Raw genomic sequence first — 19,682 nt, 5'->3', positions numbered from 1 at the left:
GGTTGACGCGCAGTTCCATCCGGGACCGGTCCGGACGCCGATGTGGCCGCCCGGCAGTCGCCACAGACTGTCACCATGACGACCACTACCGGCGACCGCGGCGGGCTCATGATGCTCCTCCGCGACGTCGCGCTCCCGATGGCCCTGTACTACGTCCTGCGCTCCTTCGACGTCGACGCGTTGTGGGCGCTGCTGGCCGGGGCCGTGCTGCCGCTGCTGCGGACCGGGTACGTCCTGGCGCGGCACCGGCGGATCGACCCGGTCAGCGCGTTCGTGCTGGCCGTGCTGCTGGTCAACAGCGCGGTGGCGGTGTTCTCCGGCGACGCCCGGCTCTTGCTCGTCCGCAGCGCCTGGATCACGCTCCCGCTCGGCGTGGTGATGCTGGTGAGCCTGCTCGCCGGGCGGCGGCCGCTCCTGTTCCGGGCGGTGTGCACCCTCCAGCCCGCCCGCGCAGGCGACCTCGAACGGCTGTGGGGCGTTTCCGCGCCCTTCCGGCAGCGGTGGCGTTCGGCGACGCTCTGGTGGGGCGCCGGCTGTGTCCTGCTGGCCTGCGCCGTCGTCGTGATGGCGTTCACGCTGCCGGTGGACATCGTCCCGATCCTCGACACCGCGCTGACCGTCGGAGCCGTGGTGGTCGGCGTGAAGCTCACGCGGCAGCGGATGGGCATCCACCGGACGGTTGATGCGTAAGAGCCAGGTCGACGATGTTCCCGGCGGCGCCGGTCGCCCATGCTCGGGGCATGCTCGGCACGCTGCTCTGCGACATCGCCGCCCCGGTCGGCGGCTACTACCTGCTGCGCGCGTTCGACGTGGCGCCGATCTGGGCGCTGACGCTGAGTGGCCTGCCGCCGGCGCTGCGGGTGCTGTACCTGGCGGTGCGGCACCGGCGGGTCGACGGCATGGGCGTGTTCGTGCTGGCCATCGTCGCGATGGGGTTCGCGACGTCCCTGCTGACCGGCGACGCGCGGCTGCAGCTGGTCCGCGGCGCGTGGTTCAGCGTGCTGATCGGGGTGTGGATGCTGGCGAGCCTGCGTCTCGGCCGCCGCCCGACGACGTACCAGGCGACGCTGGCCCTGCTGCCGGGCCGGGCGTCGACGCTGGAGGCCCGCTGGGCGGACACGCCGTCGTTCCGGCGGGTGTGGTGGGTCCTGACGGTCGTGTGGGGCGTCGGCGGGCTGGTGCACAGCGCGGGGAGCATCGCGATGGCCTACACGCTGCCGGTGGACGTCGTGCCGGGACTCGACACGGCGTTGTCGATCGGCAGCTTCGTGGTGCTTCAGGTGATCACGCAGGTGCTGCTGGCCCGGGAGGGGACGATGAACCGGATGTTCCGCGGCGGTGATCAGCTGCCGGCCGCGTGAGCGGGCATCAGGTACAGGTTCTGGGCGCCCATCCACGGGGAGTCGATGCGCCAGGTCGCCAGTGCTGTCGGGGGCGGGGTCCGGCGGGTCGTCGCCAGGACCAGGTCGGGGCTGATCGGGACGACGCTGTGGTCGAAGTTGTGGAAGTTGGCCTCCAGCAGCGCACGGCCGAGGTCGCCGCTGCGGCGCTTCGTCTCCGTGATCGCCGGGTCGACCGCGCCGCGGTCGGAGAACTCGTCCACCAGCTCGCAGTCGCACGCGTACGCCAGCGCGCCGACTTCGCCCGCCGTCTCGACCTTGCGGCCGTGCGCGATCGAGGCCAGTTCCTGGCCGATCTCGCGGTACTCCGTCGTCGACGCGTGGTTGCTCGTGATCGGCGCGAACTGCCGAGGAAGGCCCGGCAGCGCGTAGACCACGACGCTCGCCACGAGGACGCCGCCGGTCAGCGTCCACGTTCCGCGGCGGACGCGTTCCGGCACCGCGCACGCGCACGCCGCCAGGAAGATCGTCGCGCCGATGATGCTCGGCGCGTAGTACCAGTGGTACGGCGGCACGCCGAGCCGGCTGTAAGCCACGTAGTGCAGAGCGCCCGCGACGGCCAGCGCCGCGAACGGCGTCAACCGGCGGGCGACGTCCGAGCCGCGGCGGTACTGGACGATCCACAGCACGCCCACCAGGCCGGCGAGGGGCAGCGGGAAGAACGACAGCGCGGCCTCGGCCGGGAAGTTGCGCCAGTACAGGAGCGGGCCGTTGGTGAAGCTGAACGGGCCCCACGACTGCTGGCTGATCTTGATGACGAGCGTGTCCGGCACGGCCGAGCCGAGCACGATCCAGCTGAACCCGAACCACGGCAGCGTCACCGCGAGGGCGGCGAACGCCGTGCGCCAGATGCCGGTCCAGAACTCGCGGCGGGCCGCGAACAGGACCGCCGCGATGAGCAGCAGGTCGATCCGGACGAGCGCGAGCAGCCCGATCACGACGCCGAGCCGGCCCGCCTTCCGCTCCCCCGCGTAGACCAGCGTCCAGACGACGCCGGTGGCACCGAGCGCGACCTCCAGCCCGACCGACGACAGCAGCAGCGGGTTGACCAGCAGCAACGCGAACGTCACCGGCGCGAACGCCGGCGGCAGCCCGGTGCGCTCGCCCAGCCGGTGCAGGCCGGCGACGAGCAGCACCTGCGCGGCGACGAACACGATCCCGGCGGCCAGCACGGCGTCGCGGACGAAGAACGTGACGGCGGCCAGGGCCAGGACGTTCAGCGGGGACGTCGCGGTGTTCGCCGTCCCCTGCTCGATCAGGCCCCAGTGGCCGTGGAAAGCGAGGTTCTTCGCGTAGGACAGCGTGATGTAGGTGTCATCGATGAGATGGTTGCTGACCAGGGCGAACACCAGCGCGGAAGCCGCCGCGGCCCCCGCCGGCAACGCCCACGAGCGGGCAACGGGCACAGCCGCCGACAGGGCGGTGACGGCCTTGGGGAGTTCTGCGGAGGCGCTTCGCATCCCGGACACGGTACCTCGCCCGTGATGCTTCTGTGATCTGAGCGAGGTACGGGTGGCTCAGACCACAGCGCACTTTCCCGTGAAAGTGCGGGCCCAGGGCGGACCTTTCACGGGAAAGTTCGGCTTCTAGATGCCATTGCCGGAGCCGGAATTGCTCGAGTTGCCGGAGTTGCCGCCGCCGCGGCCGGGGAAGCCGCGGCCGTCGGGGCCCTGGTTGTGACCGTTGTACTGGCGGTGGATGCCCGGATGGTCGCCGCGGGGACCGTGGCTGGTCGCGGCGGCGATCCCGCCGACGATGCCCCCGCCGATCAGCAGACCGAGGACGCCGACACCGACGAGCTGGGTCGCGCGGTGGCCGACGAACCGCCGGAAGCCGCCGGGCTGCCGTGGGGCGGCCTGAGGCGGGCCCCAGGCGCCGTAGGCCTGGCCGGGGCCGGGCTGGGAGAGCTGCGGAGTCGGCGGAGCCTGAGCCGCACTCGCGGCGGCCGGCGGCGCCTGCTCCTGCGCGGCGTTCGGCAGGGCGGTGGTTCCGGCGGGTCCCTGCGCGGCGGGCGGCTGCCGGCCGTGCACGGCGGTCTGCTCGGCCGCGCCGGGCTGCTGGGTGGCCGGCTGCTCGGCCGCGGGCTGAGCAGTCGGGGCCTGAGCAGTCGGCTGCTCGGCCGCGGGCGTGGCCGGCAGTTGCGTGGTGGGCTGGTCGGCCTGCGCCGTGGGCTGCTCGGCGGTCGGGTGGTCGGTCCCCTCCGGGGCCTTCTCCTCGCGCGGCTGGTCGTTCATCGTGGGCTCCCGTGGTCACGGGGACGGGCGCAGTGCCCGCCCCCACCACCTCAGCCTGCGCCGGTCAGCTGTGCGTCAGCTGAAACGAACCTGTCGATCCGCCATGAGTCACAGGTAGAAGGCCAGGAACAGCGTGATCACCCAGGTCGCGCCGAGGACCTGCAGGATGCGGTCCTTGAGCGCGATCTCCTCGGGCTCGCCCGCGATGCCGCCGTCTACGTCGACCGCGTAGCGCAGCACCGCCACCACGAACGGGACCATCGAGATGAGCGCCCACACCGAGTTGTGCTCGGTCTGGCGGATCTCGAACGCCCACAGGCAGTACGACATGATCAGGATCGCCGCCGAAGTCGCCCAGACGAACCGCAGGTAGCTGGCCGAGTACTTCTTCAGCGACGAGCGGATCTTCGCGCCGGTGCGCTCGAACAGCATGATCTCCGCGTAGCGCTTGCCGGCGACCATGAACAGCGAACCGAACGCCGTGACCAGCAGGAACCACTGCGAAAGCGCGATCCCGCCCGCGACACCGCCGGCGATCGAGCGCATCAGGAAGCCCGAGCCGACGATGGCCAGGTCGACCACCGGCTGGTGCTTGAGGCCAAAGCAGTAGCCGAGCTGGACGGCCTCGTAGACCCCCAGCACGATCGCCAGCTGCCAGCTGGCGAAGAACGACACGCCGAGACCGGCCAGGAAGAACACGACCGCGGCCCCGTACGCGACGGGGACCGGCACGATGCCGGCCGCGATCGGCCGGTTCCGCTTGGTCGGGTGGGCGCGGTCGGCCTCGACGTCGATGGCGTCGTTGATGAGGTAGACCGAGCTCGCCACGAGCGAAAACGCCACGAAGGCGACGATCGCGTCGAGCAGGAGGCCCGTGCGGTCGGTCGACTTCGAGAACGCGAAGAACGGGGCCGCGAAGACCAGGACGTTCTTCACCCACTGCCGGGGCCGCGCCGTCTTGATGACGCCGCCGGCCAGGCCGAACGGCCCACGGGTGGCGGTCACCGAAGACACCTCAGCCGTCTCCGCCGTCACCGGGGTCTCCGGTGCCTCAGGAGTCACGGCCGCTTCGTCGCTGTTGCGCTGCTCGGTCGTTTCGCTCATGGATTCTTCTTCAGCTTCCGTCGTATCAGACCACCGACGAGCCCCCCGAGAGCTGCACCGGCCAGAACGTCTGTCGGATAGTGAACGCCGAGTACGAGCCGCGAGGCGAGCATCGGCGGTACCAGGGCGGGCACCAGGTTACGCCCGGTCAATCCGGAGTAGAGCACCGCCGCCGCCGTCGTGGACGTCGCGTGCGACGACGGGAAGCTCAGCTTGCTCGGCGTGCCGACCAGGACCTCCACGCTCGGGTGGTCCGGCCGGGGCCGCCTGACCACGCGTTTCACCGCGATCGAGGCGGCGTGCGCACCGACGACGCCGGCCGAGGCGACCAGCCAGTCCTTGCGCCGCTTCTTGTCGACCATCGCACCCAGGAGTCCCAGGCCGAACCAGCCGAGCGCGTGCTCGCCGAAGTGCGACATGCCGCGCGCGGCTTTCACCGAAGCTTCACTCTTCAGAAAGCCCTGGGCCTTCGAGAGGACCGCGACCTCGCCCGTCGGGGCGCCCTTCTCAAGCATCGAGGGACCCGTCGAGCGGCGCGCCGTCGGTCAGGTGCGGGGCGATCTTGTTGTCGAACGCCGACAGCGCCGACCCGATGGCCATGTGCATGTCGAGGTACTTGTACGTGCCGAGCCGGCCGCCGAACAGGACGTTCCGCTCGCGCGCCTCGGTCTTGGCCAGCTCGCGGTAGGCCTCGAGCTTCTCGCGGTTCTCCGGCGTGTTGATCGGGTAGTACGGCTCGTCTTCTTCCTTCGCGAAGCGCGAGTACTCCCGGAAGATGACCGTCTTGTCCTTGGGGTAGTCCCGCTCCGGGTGGAAGTGCCGGAACTCGATGATGCGGGTGTAGGGGACTTCCTGGTCGTTGTAGTTGACGACCGAGGTGCCCTGGAAGTCACCGGTCTCGGCGACCTCGGACTCGAAGTCGACGGTGCGCCAGGTGAACCGGCCCGCCGAGTAGCCGAAGTAGCGGTCCAGCGGCCCGGTGTAGACGGTCGGGGTGCCCGCCGGGATGTGCTCGCGGACGTCGAAGTAGTCGACGTTCAGCCGGATCTCGATGTTCTCGTGCTCGGCCATCTTCTCGAGCCACGCGGTGTACCCGTTGACGGGCAGGCCCTCGTAGGTGTCGTTGAAGTACCGGTTGTCGAAGTTGTAGCGGACCGGCAGGCGCGTGATGATGTTCTCGCCCAGGTTCTTGGGGTCGTTCTCCCACTGCTTCGCGGTGTAGCCCTTGATGAACGCCTCGTAGAGGGGACGGCCGATCAGCGAGATCGCCTTCTCCTCGAGGTTCTGCGCGGCGCTGGTCTCGAACTCCGACGACTGCTTGGCGATCAGCTCACGGGCCTCGTCCGGCGTGTGGGACTTGCCGAAGAACTGGTTGATCAGGCCCAGGTTCATCGGGAACGAGTAGACCTGGTCCTTGACCCGCGCGAACACCCGGTGCTGGTAGTTCGTGAACTCGGTGAAGCGGTTCACGTACTCCCAGACGCGCTTGTTCGACGTGTGGAACAGGTGCGCGCCGTACTTGTGCACCTCGATCCCGGTCTCGGGCTCGGCCTCCGAGTACGCGTTGCCGCCGATGTGGCTACGCCGTTCGAGGATGAGGACCTTCTTGCCGAGCTCGGCCGCGGCTCGCTCGGCGATCGTCAGGCCGAAGAAACCGGACCCGACGATGACGAGGTCGTAACCTGCGAAATCGGCTTCAGTAACCTGTGCGGGGTTCGTGTGCGCGCTCACGGGCGTCGAGGGTACGGGGGTCGCTGACCCGGCTCGCACCCGACTATCACATTTCGGCCTACGACACACCTGGAAAGCAGTGCCTGCACCCGAGGACTTCTGGAGCTACTTCACCGCCGTGGCCACCTATCTGGCCGTGCTGGCGGTGCCTGGCGGCGTCGTCGGATGGGCCGCCGGGGTCCGCGGCTGGACGCTGGCCGGCCTCGCGCCGCTGCTCAGCTACGCCATCACCGGCCTGGCCGGCCCGTGGCTGGCGATCGCGCACGTGCCGTACGGCCCGCCGAGCGTCGCCGCCTGCACCCTGCTGCTCGCCGCCGTGCTCTACGGCCTTCGCCGGTTTTCGATCGCGCGAGGCTGGATGACGCCGGGTGCCGAGGAGCCGCCGCAGCCGTGGACCCACCGGGCGCACCTGGCCGTCGGTGCCTGCGTGGCGGTCGCCACGGCCGTGTCGATCGCTGTGGTGATCACCGGCCGCGGCGGGACGACCGCGGTGTTCCAGCGTTGGGACACCGTCTTCCACGCGAACGGCATCCGCTACATCGCCGAGACCGGCGACGGCTCGCTGACCGGCATGGGCACGATCAACTGGTACCCGGACGGCTCCTTCTACCCGAACGCCTACCACCTGGTCGGCGCCCTGGTCTACCAGCTGTCGGGAACGTCGGTCCCGGTCACGCTCAACGCCGTCACGATGCCGATCGCCGGGCTGTTCGCGCTGGCCATGGTCGCGCTGGTGCGCCAGCTCGGCGGCCGCGCGGTGTTCGCCGGCAGCGTGGCGCTGGTCGCGGGCGGCGCGACGACCGGGGCGTACGAGTCGGTCTCCAGCGGGCTGCTGCCGTTCGCGCTCGGCATCGTGCTGACGCCGCTGGCGGTGGTCGCGCTGCAGCGGTTCGTCGTGCGGCCGGGCGTCGACACGGGCGCGGTGCTGGCGCTGAGCGCCACCGGCCTGCTCGCCGCGCACTCGAGCGCGCTGTTCGGGGCGCTCCTGTTCGCGTTCCCCCTGGTCGTGCAGCGCTGGTACCGGGCGCTGCGGGCCAAGTCCCTCGACGGCGTCGCACCCGGAAAAGCGGCCTGGCGGGTCGTCGGCGGCGACGTCCTGCGGATGGTGCCGGTCATGGTGGCCGCGGGGGTACTGGCCGCGCCGATGATCCTCGGGGCGCTCACCTTCACGGCCGGGTCGTACCCGTACCACCCCTGGGGCTCGCACATGCCGGTGTGGAAGGCACTGGCGATGCTGGCGACGTTCAAGCAGGTGCTGCCGGTGCCGCAGATCTGGCTGACGGTGTTCCTGGCCCTGGGCGTGTTCACGCTGGCGCGGCTGCGGCGGATGCGCTGGGTGGTGCTCTCGGCGATCGGACTGTCCGCGCTGTTCGTCGTGGTCGCCTGCTTCGGCGGCGAAGACTGGGTGATCAGCCTGTCGCGGCCGTGGTGGAACGACCGGTTCCGGCTGATGGCGCTGGCGGCGATCCCGATGTGCCTGCTCGCCGCGCACGGCATGAGCGAGGCCCAGCAGTGGCTGGCGAAGGTCGCGAGCGGACGCGCCTGGGTGCGGGCGCGGCCGTGGCTGACCGGCCGGGTCGGGCTGGCGACGGCGGTGCTGCTGGTCGTGGCGATGGGCGTGCTGACCGGCGGGTTCTACCGCGCGGCCAACGCCAAGACGGTCTCGCTGCTGTACTACAACGGCCTGCCCGGCGAGACGGTCCCGCCGGTGAGCCAGGACGAGATCGACGCCATGGACCACCTCGGCACGCTGGGGATCCCGGCCGACCAGAAGGTGCTCAACGACCGCATGGACGGCACGGCGTGGATGTACGCGCTCACCGGCGTGCACCCGGTGGCCGGCCACTACGACGCGGGCGTGGCTCCTCCCGACGCGCTCTACCTGGCCCTGCACTTCGGCGACTACGACAGCGACCCGCAGGTCCGCGCCGCGACACAGCGGCTGAACATCCACTACGTGCTGGTCGGCAGCGGGACGATCCGCCGCGACACGCCGATCGCGCCCGGCCTGCGGCACCTCGACGGGCACGACTTCGTGCAAGAGGTCTACCGGAACCCGGGCGCCGTGATCTACCGGATCGTGAAGTAGCCCGGAGAAGACAAAACCCTCGTGGCCGCGGCGCCCCGTGCCGCGGCCACGAGGGCCTCCGTCCCCCAACCACCCCCGGGGTGATCTCTGACGTCTGCTGTGAAGGACGCCTGAGGGACGGCAATCGGTTTCCTGGTGACCCCGATGTCACCCGTTCGGACTAGCGTGCAGCTCCGGCAGCACGTCGCTCGCCACCTGCTCCAGGACGGCTTCGCGGCCTTCGTACGGCGATGACGACCGCGGCCAGTGCGCGATGACGTCGGTGAAGCCCAGCTCCCCGGCGCGGCCGGCCGCGTCGCGGAAGGCCTCGACGCTGCTCAGCGAGAAGACCGGCGACGCGTCCAGGCTCAGGTGCCGCTGGATGCCCGCCCGCTCGCGGCCCACCGCGTCCAGGCGCTGGTCGAAGACCTCGGTGAGCTGCTTGATGCCACCCCACCACTCGTCCTCGGTCGCGCCGCCCTTGCCCGTCGTGACCCAGCCCGCGCCGAAGCGCGCCGCCAGGGTCATCGTGCGGGGGCCGTTCGCCGCGACCACGAACGGCAGCCGCGGGCGCTGGACCGTGCCCGGCAGGTTGCGGGCCTCGATGGCCCGGTAGTACTCGCCGTCGAAGTCGAACTTGTCCGTCATGAGCAGCCCGTCGAGCGCCTCGACGAACTCGGTGAACCGGTCCGCGCGCTGCTTCGCCGTCAGCTCGGGAGCGCCGAGTACCGCACCGTCGTAGTGCTGGTGGTCGACACCCGCGCCGACGCCGAGGACGAATCGGCCGTCCGAGATGTCGTCGAGCGTGGTCAGCTCCCGCATGAACGGCACCGGGTGCCGCGCGACCGGAGAGGCCACGAACGTGCCCAGCCGGATGCGCGACGTCACCATCGCGGCCGCCGTCAGGGTCGGGACCGCGGAGAACCACGGGCCGTCGACGAGGTTCCGCCAGCCGAGGTGGTCGTACGTCCACGCGTGGTCGAAGCCGTACTCCTCGGCGGCGCGCCACTTCGGCTCGGCGGCCCACCAACGATCTTCCGGAAGAATCACGATGCCTACTCGCACGCTCCGGGACGCTATCGGTAACCACCGACGATCGCTCGGACGGGGACGAGGCCACCCGAACGGGTCAGGGACAATGGCGAGGTGGAGAGACCTCAGTTGATCGCGTCCGATGTCGACGGCACCCTGCTCGGCCCCTCCGAATCCCTCAGCGCCCGCACCATCGCGACCGTCCGCCGGGCGATCGACGCGGGCGTCCCGTTCGTGCTGGCCAGCGGCCGGCCGCCGCGCTGGATCGCGCCCGTGGCCAAGCCGCTCGAGCTGACCGGCTACGCGGTCTGCGCGAACGGCGCCGTCCTGTACGACTGCGGCCGCGAGGAGGTCGTCGCGGTGCACGGCCTGCTGAAGCCGGAACTGCTGCACGACATCGCGCACGCGCTCGACAAGGCCCTGCCCGGCTGCCGGCTGGCCGCCGAACGCGTCGGCACCGACGCCGACCACGAAATGCGCAGCTTCGTGATCGAGCCGAACTACCACAACCCGTGGGGCGACGGCGAGGGCCGCACCGCGCCGCGCGCCGAGGTGCTCGGGCACCCGGCGATCAAGCTGCTGGTCAGCCACCGCGGGATGTCGTCCGACGAGATGTCCGAAGCGATCAACGCGCTCTTCGACCGCGACGTCGACGTCACGTACTCGTCGTCGGGCGGCCTGGTGGAGCTGTCCGCGCACGGGATCACGAAGGCGACCGGCCTCGCCGACGTCGCCGAGCGTTTCGGCGTCGACCGCGAGCGGGTGATCGCGTTCGGCGACATGCCCAACGACGTCGAGATGCTGCGCTGGGCCGGCCACGGCGTCGCGATGGAAAACGGGCACCCGCGGGCGCAGTCCGTGGCCGACGAGATCACCGGCCCGGCCGGCGAAGACGGCGTCGCGCAGGTCCTCGAGCGCTGGTTCTAACTCCGGTCGAGTTCGGCCGCTTCGGCCGGGGTCGGGGCGGTTCCGCCCAGGTGGGCGGGCAGCCACCAGCGTTCCTCGTCGGAGGCGGGCCGGTCCGGGTACTCGGCCTGGGCCCGGTCGAGCAGCGCACTCATCCGCGTGCGCAGCTCCTTCGTCACGACGTCCCAGTCGTCGCCCTTGGCCGGGTGCATCGGCTCGCCGATGAGGATCGAGATCGGCACGTGCCGGCGGGTCAGGTCCTTCGGGCGGCCCTTCGTCCAGAGCCGCTGCGTGCCCCACAGCGCCATCGGCACGACCGGGACGTTCGCCGCCGCGGCCATCCGGACGGCGCCCGACTTGATCTCCTTGACGGTGAACGACTGGCTGATGGTGGCCTCGGGGAAGACGCCGACGACCTCGCCGGCCTGCAGCTTTCCGAGCGCCTCGCGGTAGGAGGCCAGGCCGGCGGAGCGGTCGACGGAGATGTGGTGCATCCCGCGCATCAGCGGGCCGGCGATCTTGTTGTCGAAGATCTCCTTCTTCGCCATGAACCGCGTCAGCCGCTTGGCCGGGCGCGCACCGAGGCCGCAGAAGATGAAGTCGAGGTAGCTCACGTGGTTGCACGCGATGACCGCACCGCCGCGGCGCGGGATGTGCTCCGCGCCGTCGACCCGGATGCGGTTGTCCAGTACCCGGAACATCGTCCGGGCCGCCGCGATCACGGGCGGGTACACGAGGTCAGCCATCACGCCAGGTTACGGGACCGTAGGTTCTTGACCGCTGTTCAGCGGTGAAGGCCACAAACCGGGCGAAGCTCACCGCCGCCGCACGCCCACTAGGCTTCGGGGCGTGTTGCCAGTGATCGAGGAACCCGGCTCGCCCGTCAGACGAACCGGCCACCGGGTCGCGGTGTACCTGGGCCTGGCCACGGTGACGCTCCTCAACCTGATTTCCTACGCGCCAGTGCAGCCGAACGCGCACGAGAAGGCGTGGGGCGACGCCGCCGAGTACTACGCGATGTCGGTGCAGACCGGCGCGCAGGTCGACAACCCGTTCGCCCTGCGGATGCTCAGCCCGTGGCTCGTCCACACCGTCAACCGGTTCACCGGCGTCTCCCTCGACTCCGTGTGGCTGGCGTTCACGTTCGCGCTGGTACTCGCCGCGGCGATCGTCTTCTTCGAGTTCCTCTGGATCCGCCTGGACCTGCGGCTGTACACCTCGGCGCTCGCCGCGACCGCGCTGGCCTGCACGTTCTGGTACGCGCCGTACGCGTTCAGCAACCCGTACCTGGTCGACCCGCTGAACAACCTGCTCTACCTCGTCGCGCTGTGGCTGCTGTTCGACCGGCGGCTGATCTGGTTCGCGCTGGTGATCGTCGTCGGCACGATCAACAAGGAGACGACGCTGCTGCTCGCGCCGCTGTACCCGCTGGCGGCGTGGACGCGGTCGCGGTCGCTGCGCGACAAGCAGGTCGTCGGCGGGCTCGTCGCCGTCGTGGTCGCGGCCGGGCTGTACTTCGCGTTCCGGCTGTGGGCCCAGGCGCTGATCGGCGGCGACTACGGGTTCGGGGCCGGGCAGGCCAACAGCGGCCTGCTGAGCAACATCCGCTTCGCCCTCTCGTCGAACAAGGGCGTGGACCAAGCGGCCCTGTACAGCACGTTCGGCTTCTTCTGGCTGATCTTCGCCTACGGCCTCTACCTCGAGTACCGGCGCAGCGGCACCCGGAGCCTGCTGCTCGTGTCCAGCGTCTGGCTGGGCTTGTGCTGCCTGGCCGGGCGGATGGTCGCCACGGACACCCAGCGCGTCTTCGTGATGCTCGCGCCGCTGGTCATCGGGCTGGTCGCCGTCGTGCTCGACCGGCACCGCGGCGACGCCCGGCGCATCTGGGTCGGCGTGGTGTTCTTCCTGTACTTCGCGGTGAACTACAAGCTGGCGTCGTCGTCGACGATCTTCCTGGTGGGCTTGGCCGGGCTGCTCGTCTTCGTGCTGCTCGAGGTGCCGCCGTTCTGGCCGAAACCGCCGGCGAAGCGGGACCCAGTGGCCGACGACGGCCCGCCGACCGAGGAGTTCCTGCCCCACCGGGGCTCGCTCGACCGCGACTGAGGCAGTGCCGCCAGCACCAGGGCCAGCAGGATCGTGAACAGCGCGACGGACTGGTGCTTGATGCCCTCGATGCCGTCGCCGAGGGCCGCGGCGCCGAACTGCGTCAGCGAGACGGCGAACAGGAACGCCAGCACCACGCCCAGTGCGCCGCGGCGCTGCGTCCAGGCCCTGACCAGCACGAACAGCCAGATCGGGACCACCGCGAACAGGCCGAGCGGGCTGAGCAAGCCGGTCAGCCACGACACCACCGGCACCCGGTACTCCTGCGCGTGCGGTGCGAAGCCCGCGTCCTGGTCGAAGCTGCCGAGGTAGTCCGGGCGTGCGGTGAGCTGGTCGGTCGCGGCCCGGTTCAGCACCTCCAGGGTCCGGCCGGGGTGGCTCGCGAAGTACGCGACGACGTTTTCGCGGGTCAGCTGCCCGCGGTACCGCGCGTAGAGCGGGTCCATGGTCGCCGGGTGCGGGTGCCACCAGCCGTTGCCCGCGTACTGCGCGAACGACGGCGGCAGCCCGAGCGCGGCCAGGTCGGCCTGGGTGTCGTGCTTCCCGTCGACGATGTTCAGGAAGACCGAGTTGAACACGTTGATCTCACGCGAGTCGTCGCCGGGGAACTCGCTGTACGTGCCGTCCGGCGCCCGGGCGGGTTCGACGCTCTGCTGCGCGGACAGCGTGACGGCGCCGAGAGCGCCGACGATCAGCACCGCCGCCGCCCACCGCTTCGGCCCGCGCAGCGTGCCTGGCCGGATGAGGAACACGGCGAGCGCGAGGATCGGCAGGATCGTCAGCGTCTGGACCTTGGCGTTGACCGCCAGGACGCCTCCGGCGAGCGTCACCGCCATGCCGGCGTAGCTCCACCGGCCCTCACGCGCGGTCAGCAGCAGGCCGCCGACGACCAGCAGCAGGCCGAGGAAGGCCGCACCTTCGCCGAGCACCGCGGCGAAGTACCCGAAGAACGCCGAGTCGGCCACGACCAGCAGCAGCCCCGCGGCCACGGCCAGCCGGGCGCGCCGGGAGCACGGCAGGCCGAGCACGATCGCGGCGATCGCCGCCGCGGCGATGACGGTGCTCAGCAGGCCCAGCACGACCAGGCTGAGCGTCCCGGGCAGGCCGATCAGCCCGCCGATCCGGACGGCCAGGTCCGCGAGCCAGCTCTGCGTGAGCAGGTAGGTCGGCCGGCACGGCGGCGCGCCGGGCGCGGGCGTGTAGGCGAGGTGGACGAAGGCCTCCGGCAGGCCTTTCCAGGTGATCCCGGCGCCGCACAGCACGCGGCCGCCGTCCCCGTTGTTGGACATCGCGACCGGGCGCGGCACCAGGAACCGCAGCACGAACAGCGCGAACGACGTCCCGAAGACCCCGATCCCGAGCTTCGCTTCGGCGCCGAGCCGGCGTTTCGGGACCTCGAGCTTCACGAAGGACAGGGTACGTAGCGGAAGTCCGGGCCCTTGTCGAGGTTCGTCACCACCGACTTCGCCTGCTCCGCGCGCGGGTACACCGAGACCCAGTAGGGCGTGCCGACGCGGCGGAAGGTGGCGACCTCGTACTTGCCCGCGTAGACCGGGTCGATCGCGCAGTGCTGGCGGTCGGCGAACCCGCTGTCGGCGGGCACGGCGACGGTCGGGCGGCGGCCGTTGACGACGTAGTCGTAGTCGGTCGTGACGCCGGCGTCGTGCCGCCCCTCGCGGGCGATGTGGTCGTCGGTGCGGCCGAGGACGTCGATGATGAGCAGCTGCCCGCCGTGGGCCGCGAGGGCCCCGGGAGCGGCGGCGCTGACGACCGACCCGGGCGGCAGGTACCGGCCGAGCCAGCCGCCGATCTCGGTCAGCTCGGTGCCGTGCGCGCGCCAGTCGCGCACGCGGTCGAGCATGTCGGGGCTGAACACCGAGACGAGCACCGCGATGCCGGCCAGCCCGCAGGCGGTCACCGGGACAAGCCGGGTCGCGGCGGACCACGCCATCGGCCGCGGTGACGGCTTCGCGTCGGCGTCCACGGTGAGCACGCCGTACGCGCTGACGGCCGCCACCGCGATCAGCGGCGGCACCGGGGCCAGCAGCCGCCACGACGGCCCGGGGTCGCCGCCGATCAGCACCGCGGCGGCGGCGACCGTGGCGGCGACCGCGAACAGCAGCCAGATCAGAGCGCGGGCCTCGACGGCTGTGACAACCGGGGCTTCGCCCCGGGCCGGGGGCTCCGCCACCCGGAACCCCCGAAACGCGGGTTCGGTGACGACCGGGGCTTTGGCGGGTTGGGTGCGACGCAGCAGCAGCGCGACCGCGGCGACCAGCCCGAGCAGGAGGAAACCCTGGTGCGCCAGGGCGAATCCGGACAGGTACGGCCAACCCGCGGCCACCTGCGAGCCGAACGGCCCGCCGAGCTTCGCGGCCAGCGGCGCGGGGAGGAAGTGCTGGTAGAACGTCGCGCGCCAGGCCAGCCGCGGGATCAGGAACACCAGCGCGCCCAGGACGTAGCCCACCGGCGCCCACCAGCTGTGCTTCTTCCGCAGCGCGGCGCCGGCCAGCCAGAGGCCGCCCAGCACGGCGACCACCAGTCCCTCCGGGCTGGTCATCACGGCGAACGCGACGAGCACCCCGGCGACCACCGGGCGGCGCGCCGCGAGCGAGTAGCAGACGGCGAGCAGGAGCAGCACGAACAGCGGGACCTCGGAGCCGGACGGCCCGTAGACGGCGAGGCCGCCGGCGCTCGCGGTGAGCACCGCGGCGGCGATGCCGATCGCCGGGCGTGGTTCGGCGCCGGCGCCCGCGACGATCCGGTTCACCAGGAGGTAGGACAGGAGCACGCACCCGAGCGCGGCCAGGACGCCGAACACGACAGCGGTGGTCTGCACGTCGGCGCCGAACGCCGCCCGCGGCAGGGCGATCAGCACCAGCCACAGGAAGTTCGTGTACCCCTCGACGCGTTCTCCGGGATTGAAGACCGGGCCGTTTCCGTCGGCGATGTTCTGCGCGTAGCGGAAGGAAACGAGGGCGTCCTCGGTGACCGTCGCGAACAGCAGCTGGTGCAGCAGGGAAAGGCCGAGGGTGAGCGTGAGGACGAAGCCGCGCCAGCCGCGGTCGGTGTCCAGCCGCCCCCAGGTCAGGACCACGATCGCGGCGAGGACCAGCCACGCCACCACGACCGCGTAGACCACCCGGCCCCCTTGTGAAGATCTCTCCGCCCGGCGTCAGTCAAGCAGGGAAACGCACGCGTCAATATAACCCGTTCGGGTATCGCGAAGGGACATTCGCGAATCCGTCCCGTTCGGACTGCTCACCCCGGGGCGTTCCCCTGATCGTTGTCGGCTTAGTCTCCAGCGTGCTCTCCGTCTGCGTTGCCGTTGCCGTCATCGCCGTCCCGGGCCTCCTGACGGCACTCGCCGCGGGAGTGCGCGGCTGGGCCCTGGCCGGCTTGGCGCCGTTGCTGAGCTACGCCATCGGCGGCCTGACCGGCCCGTGGACCGCGGCGGTCGGGTGGAAGTTCACGCCGGTGACCTACGCGGTTTCGACCGTCGTCTTCGCCGCGATCGCTTACGGTGTCCGGAAACTGACCGTCCGGCGTTGGGCACCCGAGCCGGAACCCGGGCTGTGGGACCGTCGCGGGCACTTCGCCGTGGGCGCGTGCCTGCTGTTCGGCGCGGCGGTGGGTTTTTATGCGACACTGCGCGGCCTGGGCCACATCGGCGCACTGCCGCAGGGATTCGACGCGGTGTACCACGGCAACGCCGTCCGCTACATCGCCGACACCGGCGACGGCAGCCTGTTCGGCACGGGCCACGTGAACTGGTACGGCGACGCGGCGCCGGTGTTCTACCCCAACGCCTACCACCTGCTGGCAGCGGTGACCAACCGGCTCAGCGGGGCGTCGATCCCGGCCACACTGGACGCGAACACGCTGCTGCTGCCGGGTTTGCTGGCACTGTCCTTGGTGACCTTGGTCCGCGAATTCCGCGGACGCGCGGTGCTGGCGGGCGCGGTGGCGCTGACGGCGGTGGCGCCGGTGGTCGGCGTCTACGAGTCGATGGACCGCGGGCCGCTGCTGCCGTTCGCGCTGGGCGTGGCGCTGACCCCGCTGGCGGCGGTGGCGGTGCGGCGGTACCTGGAGCGCGTCGCGCCGGACACGGGTTTCGTGCTGCTGCTGGCGGCGGTGGGCCTGCTGTGCATCCATTCGTCGACGTTGTTCGGCGGGATCCTGTTCGCCGGCCCGCTGCTGGTGCAGCGCTGGCTTTCGGGCTGGCGCCGGATCGGCCGCGACCTGCTGGCGCTGCTGCCGATCGCGGTGGTGGCGTTCCTGGTGGCGTGGCTGCAGTTGTTCGGGGCGCTGGGCCTGGCCCAGAGCGACCTCCCGTACTTCGGCTGGCCGAGCGAGTGGCGCGCGTCGACGGCGCTGGGAGCGTTGCTGGGGTTCCAGCACTTCGAGGCGCATCCGCAGGTGTGGCTGTCCGTGGCGCTGTTCCTCGGCATCGTGTTCTTCGCGCGAGCGGGCGCGCTGCGCTGGATCGGGCTGACGGCGGGGGTGACGGGCCTGGCGTACATGGCGGTGGCGTCGTCGAACGCGCCGCTGGTGATGGCGCTGTCCCGGCCGTGGTGGGACGACCCGTACCGGTTCTTCTCGATGGCGGCGATCCCGCTGTGCGTGCTGGCGGCGCACGGTTTGGCGTCGACCCAGGCGTGGCTCCGCGAACGGCTGCCGGCGCGCGTGCCGGCGGTGGCGATCGCGGTGGTGGTGCTGCTGGGTTTCGTGGCGCTCACGAACGGCTTGTACTTCCGTTCGAACGGCGCCCGCGTGTACACGGGTTACCAGGCGGCGGACCCGTCGAAGCTGCACGTGACGCCGGGCGAGGAAGCGGCGATGGCGGAGCTGGGCAAGCTGGCGGCCCCGGGCGAGTGGGCGATGAACGACCGTTTCGACGGGACGGCGTGGACGTACGCGCTGTCGGGAGTTCGCACGGTGGCGGCGCATTACGACCAGACTTCACCACCTTCGGACGCCGTGTTGCTGGCGCAGCGGTTCCGGGATTATCCGACGGATCCGGCGGTGCGGGCGGCGGTTCAGCGGCTGAACATTCGTTGGGTGATCCTGGGCGTGCCTTTGCCGGCTCCGGAGCAGCCTTATCAGCCGGGGTTGGTCGGATTGGCCGGGGAGCCGTTCTTGAGGGAAGTTTGGCGCAATTCGGACGCGGTGATTTACCGGCTGGTCAGCTGAGGCGGCCCTTGGCAGGATCTCGGCACGTCGGGGTTCCCAGCGGGTGTCTTCGGGGCGCAGGTTTGTGGCCCGGCCCGGCCCGGCCCTTCCCTGGCCTGGCCTGGCCTGGCCTGGCCTGGCCTGGCCTGGCAGGGCCTCGGCAAAGTCGGTTGCCGGCCCCGCGCCAGTCGCCTTCGGTGCAGTGAATGACTCATTCCTGTCGTCCAGCGCCAGGAATGAGTCATTCACTGCACCAAGTTCAGGTCTGCGCGACCGGCTTGGGTACTGGGAGCGGGAGTGGGCGCTGCTGCGCCGTGCGGAAAGCATGTTCGCCGGTGCTGCAGTGTTGAGAACGGCCCTTGGCAGGGTCTCGGCAGAGTCAGTTCCCGATGGCTGTCTTCGAGGGCACAGGCCCGAGCGAAGCAGCGCGCCCCCGCCCTTCCACTGGGGGGCGTCCCCTTGGCCAGTCTATCGGTGGAGGCCGACAAAACCTTGAGTTGAGCTCGGGTTGGCCAGAGTTGTCCACATGTGCGTAACGCCTGTGGACAAGTTGGATACAGGTCGTGGACAACCTGCTCGGCGTTCCGGATTGGGTGGGGCGAGCGCCCGCCATCGGCTCACGCGGCGGGCGAGGTGCGTAGGACCTGAGCAGGTCGGGCAAGGTGTGGCCACCGGGCGGGTTGAGCAGGCCGGGTCGGCGGGCAAGGCACCGCGGGGGGGCCCAGGTGACATGCGGGATCTGTTGGGCCCGCCGCACGGTGGGCGTCGGCAGTTGAGCAGACCCAGGTCACGCGGGCTCAGCAGGCCCGGTCAGGTGGCCGAGAACTCGGCCTTGCCGGGACAACCACTCAGGCGGGCGTGACCGCCGGGCGGGTTGAGCGGGCCGCTATCGCTGCCAGGCCCGCCGTCAGCAGGTCCGCCACCGTGAACATCACCCGGGATGCCACCGCGAACGCCGTTGCCTGGCCGACCGTCAGGCCGCTGGCCGTCAGGACCGCTACCTGGGCCACCTCGCGGACGCCCACTCCGCTCGGGAGGATGAACGCGAATGTGCCCACCGTCATGGCCACCGCCATCGCGCCCACGCACAGGACGAAACCGCTGAAACCGGGCGTTCCCACCGAGTTGGCCAGGAGCCACAGGTGGATGCCCTGGAGGCACCACGCCGCCGTCGAGGCGCCGAAGACCTTGCCGATCACGCGCCAGCTCAGGGGGTGGGCCAGCGGGGGGCGGCGGAGGATTCGCAGCACCAGGGACGTGCCCCACGTCAGGATCTTCGGGTGCAGCATCGCCAGGCCGACCGGGATCAGCACGAACAGCCACAGCGCGCGGGGGCTGTTGCTGAACACCGCCGGCGCCGCCAGGAGCGACACCACCAGCGCCGACACCACGCCCACGCCCAGCTGGATCAGCGAGCCCGTGAAGATGCGGGCACGCGCCAGCCCCGCCTTGCGGCCGAGCTCCATCTGCAGCAGGTACGCCCAGACCGAGCCCGGTACGTACTTGCCGAGCGAGCCGACCAGGCAGATCTGGGCTCCCCGGGCGTAGCCGATCGGCTTGCCCAGGTCGTCGACCATCACCTGCCAGCCCCAGGTCGACACCATGATCGCCGCGACCAGGGCTACCAGGCTGAGCAGCGACGACTGCCACGCGACGTCGCGCAGGGTGTGCCAGAACTCGCCCCAGTTGGACGCCAGCTGCTTCGCCGCGAAGCCGATGACCAGCAGGATCGCGACCCACCTGACGACGTCGAGGATCTTCGCCTTGGTGGACTTCCGCTGCTTTCCGGCAGCCGGGAGCTCCTCCGGCGTCTCAACTGTCGTCATCGACGGTCTCCTCAGGTCTGAGGCTTGTTCTGGTTAGGCCGCCGCGGCCCGCCCGCACAGTGCTGATCACCGCAGAAGTCATGCGGCGGCCGACGGCTGAACAAGC

Annotated in this window: 15 protein-coding genes; 5 read left to right on the top strand and 10 right to left on the bottom strand. The window is 70.9% G+C overall.

Going from position 1 to position 19,682, the window contains the following annotated elements:
- The first annotated feature begins 75 nt into the window (after positions 1 to 75).
- Both AB0M83_RS12860 and AB0M83_RS12855 read left to right on the top strand, forming a co-directional pair.
- Positions 76 to 690: a VC0807 family protein gene (locus AB0M83_RS12860; protein WP_364516375.1), complete on the top strand. Its 615-nt coding sequence runs from the start codon at positions 76 to 78 to the stop codon at positions 688 to 690.
- A 50-nt stretch (positions 691 to 740) separates the two neighbouring features.
- Positions 741 to 1,361 (top strand): VC0807 family protein, encoded by a 621-nt coding sequence (locus tag AB0M83_RS12855; protein WP_364516373.1) that lies wholly within the window; start codon positions 741 to 743, stop codon positions 1,359 to 1,361.
- Here the strand turns inward: AB0M83_RS12855 and AB0M83_RS12850 are convergent.
- The 5 genes from AB0M83_RS12850 to glf all read right to left on the bottom strand — a co-directional run bounded on the left by AB0M83_RS12850 (position 1,343) and on the right by glf (position 6,469).
- Positions 1,343 to 2,860 carry a hypothetical protein gene (locus AB0M83_RS12850; protein WP_364516371.1) on the bottom strand — a complete coding sequence of 506 codons (1,518 nt, stop codon included), beginning with the start codon at positions 2,858 to 2,860 and terminating at the stop codon, positions 1,343 to 1,345. The genes AB0M83_RS12855 and AB0M83_RS12850 overlap by 19 nt on opposite strands.
- A gap of 126 nt (positions 2,861 to 2,986) precedes the next feature.
- Positions 2,987 to 3,634 carry a hypothetical protein gene (locus AB0M83_RS12845; protein WP_364516369.1) on the bottom strand — a complete coding sequence of 216 codons (648 nt, stop codon included), beginning with the start codon at positions 3,632 to 3,634 and terminating at the stop codon, positions 2,987 to 2,989.
- A 108-nt stretch (positions 3,635 to 3,742) separates the two neighbouring features.
- The gene (locus AB0M83_RS12840) at positions 3,743 to 4,738 is read right to left on the bottom strand and encodes a decaprenyl-phosphate phosphoribosyltransferase (RefSeq protein WP_364516367.1); all 996 of its coding nucleotides are present in this window, start codon (positions 4,736 to 4,738) and stop codon (positions 3,743 to 3,745) included.
- Positions 4,735 to 5,253: a phosphatase PAP2 family protein gene (locus tag AB0M83_RS12835; protein WP_364516365.1), complete on the bottom strand. Its 519-nt coding sequence runs from the start codon at positions 5,251 to 5,253 to the stop codon at positions 4,735 to 4,737. Before AB0M83_RS12835 ends, AB0M83_RS12840 begins: the two co-directional genes overlap by 4 nt.
- Positions 5,246 to 6,469, bottom strand: a complete 1,224-nt coding sequence (gene glf, locus AB0M83_RS12830) for a UDP-galactopyranose mutase (RefSeq protein ID WP_364516363.1) — start codon at positions 6,467 to 6,469, stop codon at positions 5,246 to 5,248. The genes AB0M83_RS12835 and glf overlap by 8 nt, the downstream gene beginning before the upstream one ends.
- 79 nt (positions 6,470 to 6,548) lie before the next feature.
- Between glf and AB0M83_RS12825 the strand changes: the two genes are divergently transcribed.
- On the top strand, positions 6,549 to 8,558 hold the full coding sequence (locus AB0M83_RS12825) for a DUF6541 family protein (RefSeq protein ID WP_364516361.1): 2,010 nt from the start codon (positions 6,549 to 6,551) through the stop codon (positions 8,556 to 8,558).
- 147 nt (positions 8,559 to 8,705) lie between these two features.
- Here AB0M83_RS12825 and AB0M83_RS12820 read toward each other — a convergent pair whose 3' ends face one another.
- A complete protein-coding gene (locus AB0M83_RS12820) occupies positions 8,706 to 9,602 on the bottom strand; it encodes an LLM class flavin-dependent oxidoreductase (RefSeq protein ID WP_364516359.1) in 897 nt (298 codons plus the stop codon).
- A gap of 96 nt (positions 9,603 to 9,698) precedes the next feature.
- Here AB0M83_RS12820 and AB0M83_RS12815 point away from each other — a divergent pair, with 96 nt between their 5' ends.
- Positions 9,699 to 10,496 (top strand): HAD family hydrolase, encoded by a 798-nt coding sequence (locus AB0M83_RS12815; protein WP_364516409.1) that lies wholly within the window; start codon positions 9,699 to 9,701, stop codon positions 10,494 to 10,496.
- Here the strand turns inward: AB0M83_RS12815 and AB0M83_RS12810 are convergent.
- From AB0M83_RS12810 to AB0M83_RS12800, 3 genes are all read right to left on the bottom strand, one after another.
- Positions 10,493 to 11,221, bottom strand: coding sequence for a lysophospholipid acyltransferase family protein (locus AB0M83_RS12810; RefSeq protein WP_364516357.1), 729 nt, complete (start codon positions 11,219 to 11,221; stop codon positions 10,493 to 10,495). The genes AB0M83_RS12815 and AB0M83_RS12810 overlap by 4 nt on opposite strands.
- A gap of 1,176 nt (positions 11,222 to 12,397) precedes the next feature.
- A complete protein-coding gene (locus AB0M83_RS12805; protein WP_364516355.1) occupies positions 12,398 to 13,984 on the bottom strand; it encodes a hypothetical protein in 1,587 nt (528 codons plus the stop codon).
- The gene (locus AB0M83_RS12800; protein ID WP_364516353.1) at positions 13,981 to 15,720 is read right to left on the bottom strand and encodes a hypothetical protein; all 1,740 of its coding nucleotides are present in this window, start codon (positions 15,718 to 15,720) and stop codon (positions 13,981 to 13,983) included. The genes AB0M83_RS12805 and AB0M83_RS12800 overlap by 4 nt, the downstream gene beginning before the upstream one ends.
- Before the next feature lie 164 nt (positions 15,721 to 15,884).
- Here AB0M83_RS12800 and AB0M83_RS12795 point away from each other — a divergent pair, with 164 nt between their 5' ends.
- The gene (locus AB0M83_RS12795) at positions 15,885 to 17,771 is read left to right on the top strand and encodes a DUF6541 family protein (protein ID WP_364516351.1); all 1,887 of its coding nucleotides are present in this window, start codon (positions 15,885 to 15,887) and stop codon (positions 17,769 to 17,771) included.
- A gap of 827 nt (positions 17,772 to 18,598) precedes the next feature.
- Here AB0M83_RS12795 and AB0M83_RS12790 read toward each other — a convergent pair.
- Positions 18,599 to 19,576 carry a lysylphosphatidylglycerol synthase transmembrane domain-containing protein gene (locus tag AB0M83_RS12790; RefSeq protein ID WP_364516349.1) on the bottom strand — a complete coding sequence of 326 codons (978 nt, stop codon included), beginning with the start codon at positions 19,574 to 19,576 and terminating at the stop codon, positions 18,599 to 18,601.
- Positions 19,577 to 19,682 lie beyond the last annotated feature (106 nt).

The sequence above is a fragment of the Amycolatopsis sp. NPDC051106 genome, from assembly GCF_040682775.1.
Taxonomy (GTDB): domain Bacteria; phylum Actinomycetota; class Actinomycetes; order Mycobacteriales; family Pseudonocardiaceae; genus Amycolatopsis.
This window is presented reverse-complemented; position numbering and strand designations above follow the sequence as displayed.

Bases quoted from the DNA above. Each gene is read 5' to 3' on its own strand.
- AB0M83_RS12845 (WP_364516369.1), bottom strand. From the start codon at position 3,634: ATGAACGACCAGCCGCGCGAGGAGAAGGCCCCGGAGGGGACCGACCAC.
- AB0M83_RS12850 (WP_364516371.1), bottom strand. From the start codon at position 2,860: ATGCGAAGCGCCTCCGCAGAACTCCCCAAGGCCGTCACCGCCCTGTCG.
- AB0M83_RS12790 (WP_364516349.1), bottom strand. From the start codon at position 19,576: ATGACGACAGTTGAGACGCCGGAGGAGCTCCCGGCTGCCGGAAAGCAG.
- AB0M83_RS12855 (WP_364516373.1), top strand. From the start codon at position 741: ATGCTCGGCACGCTGCTCTGCGACATCGCCGCCCCGGTCGGCGGCTAC.
- AB0M83_RS12835 (WP_364516365.1), bottom strand. From the start codon at position 5,253: ATGCTTGAGAAGGGCGCCCCGACGGGCGAGGTCGCGGTCCTCTCGAAG.
- AB0M83_RS12860 (WP_364516375.1), top strand. From the start codon at position 76: ATGACGACCACTACCGGCGACCGCGGCGGGCTCATGATGCTCCTCCGC.
- AB0M83_RS12810 (WP_364516357.1), bottom strand. From the start codon at position 11,221: ATGGCTGACCTCGTGTACCCGCCCGTGATCGCGGCGGCCCGGACGATG.
- AB0M83_RS12840 (WP_364516367.1), bottom strand. From the start codon at position 4,738: ATGAGCGAAACGACCGAGCAGCGCAACAGCGACGAAGCGGCCGTGACT.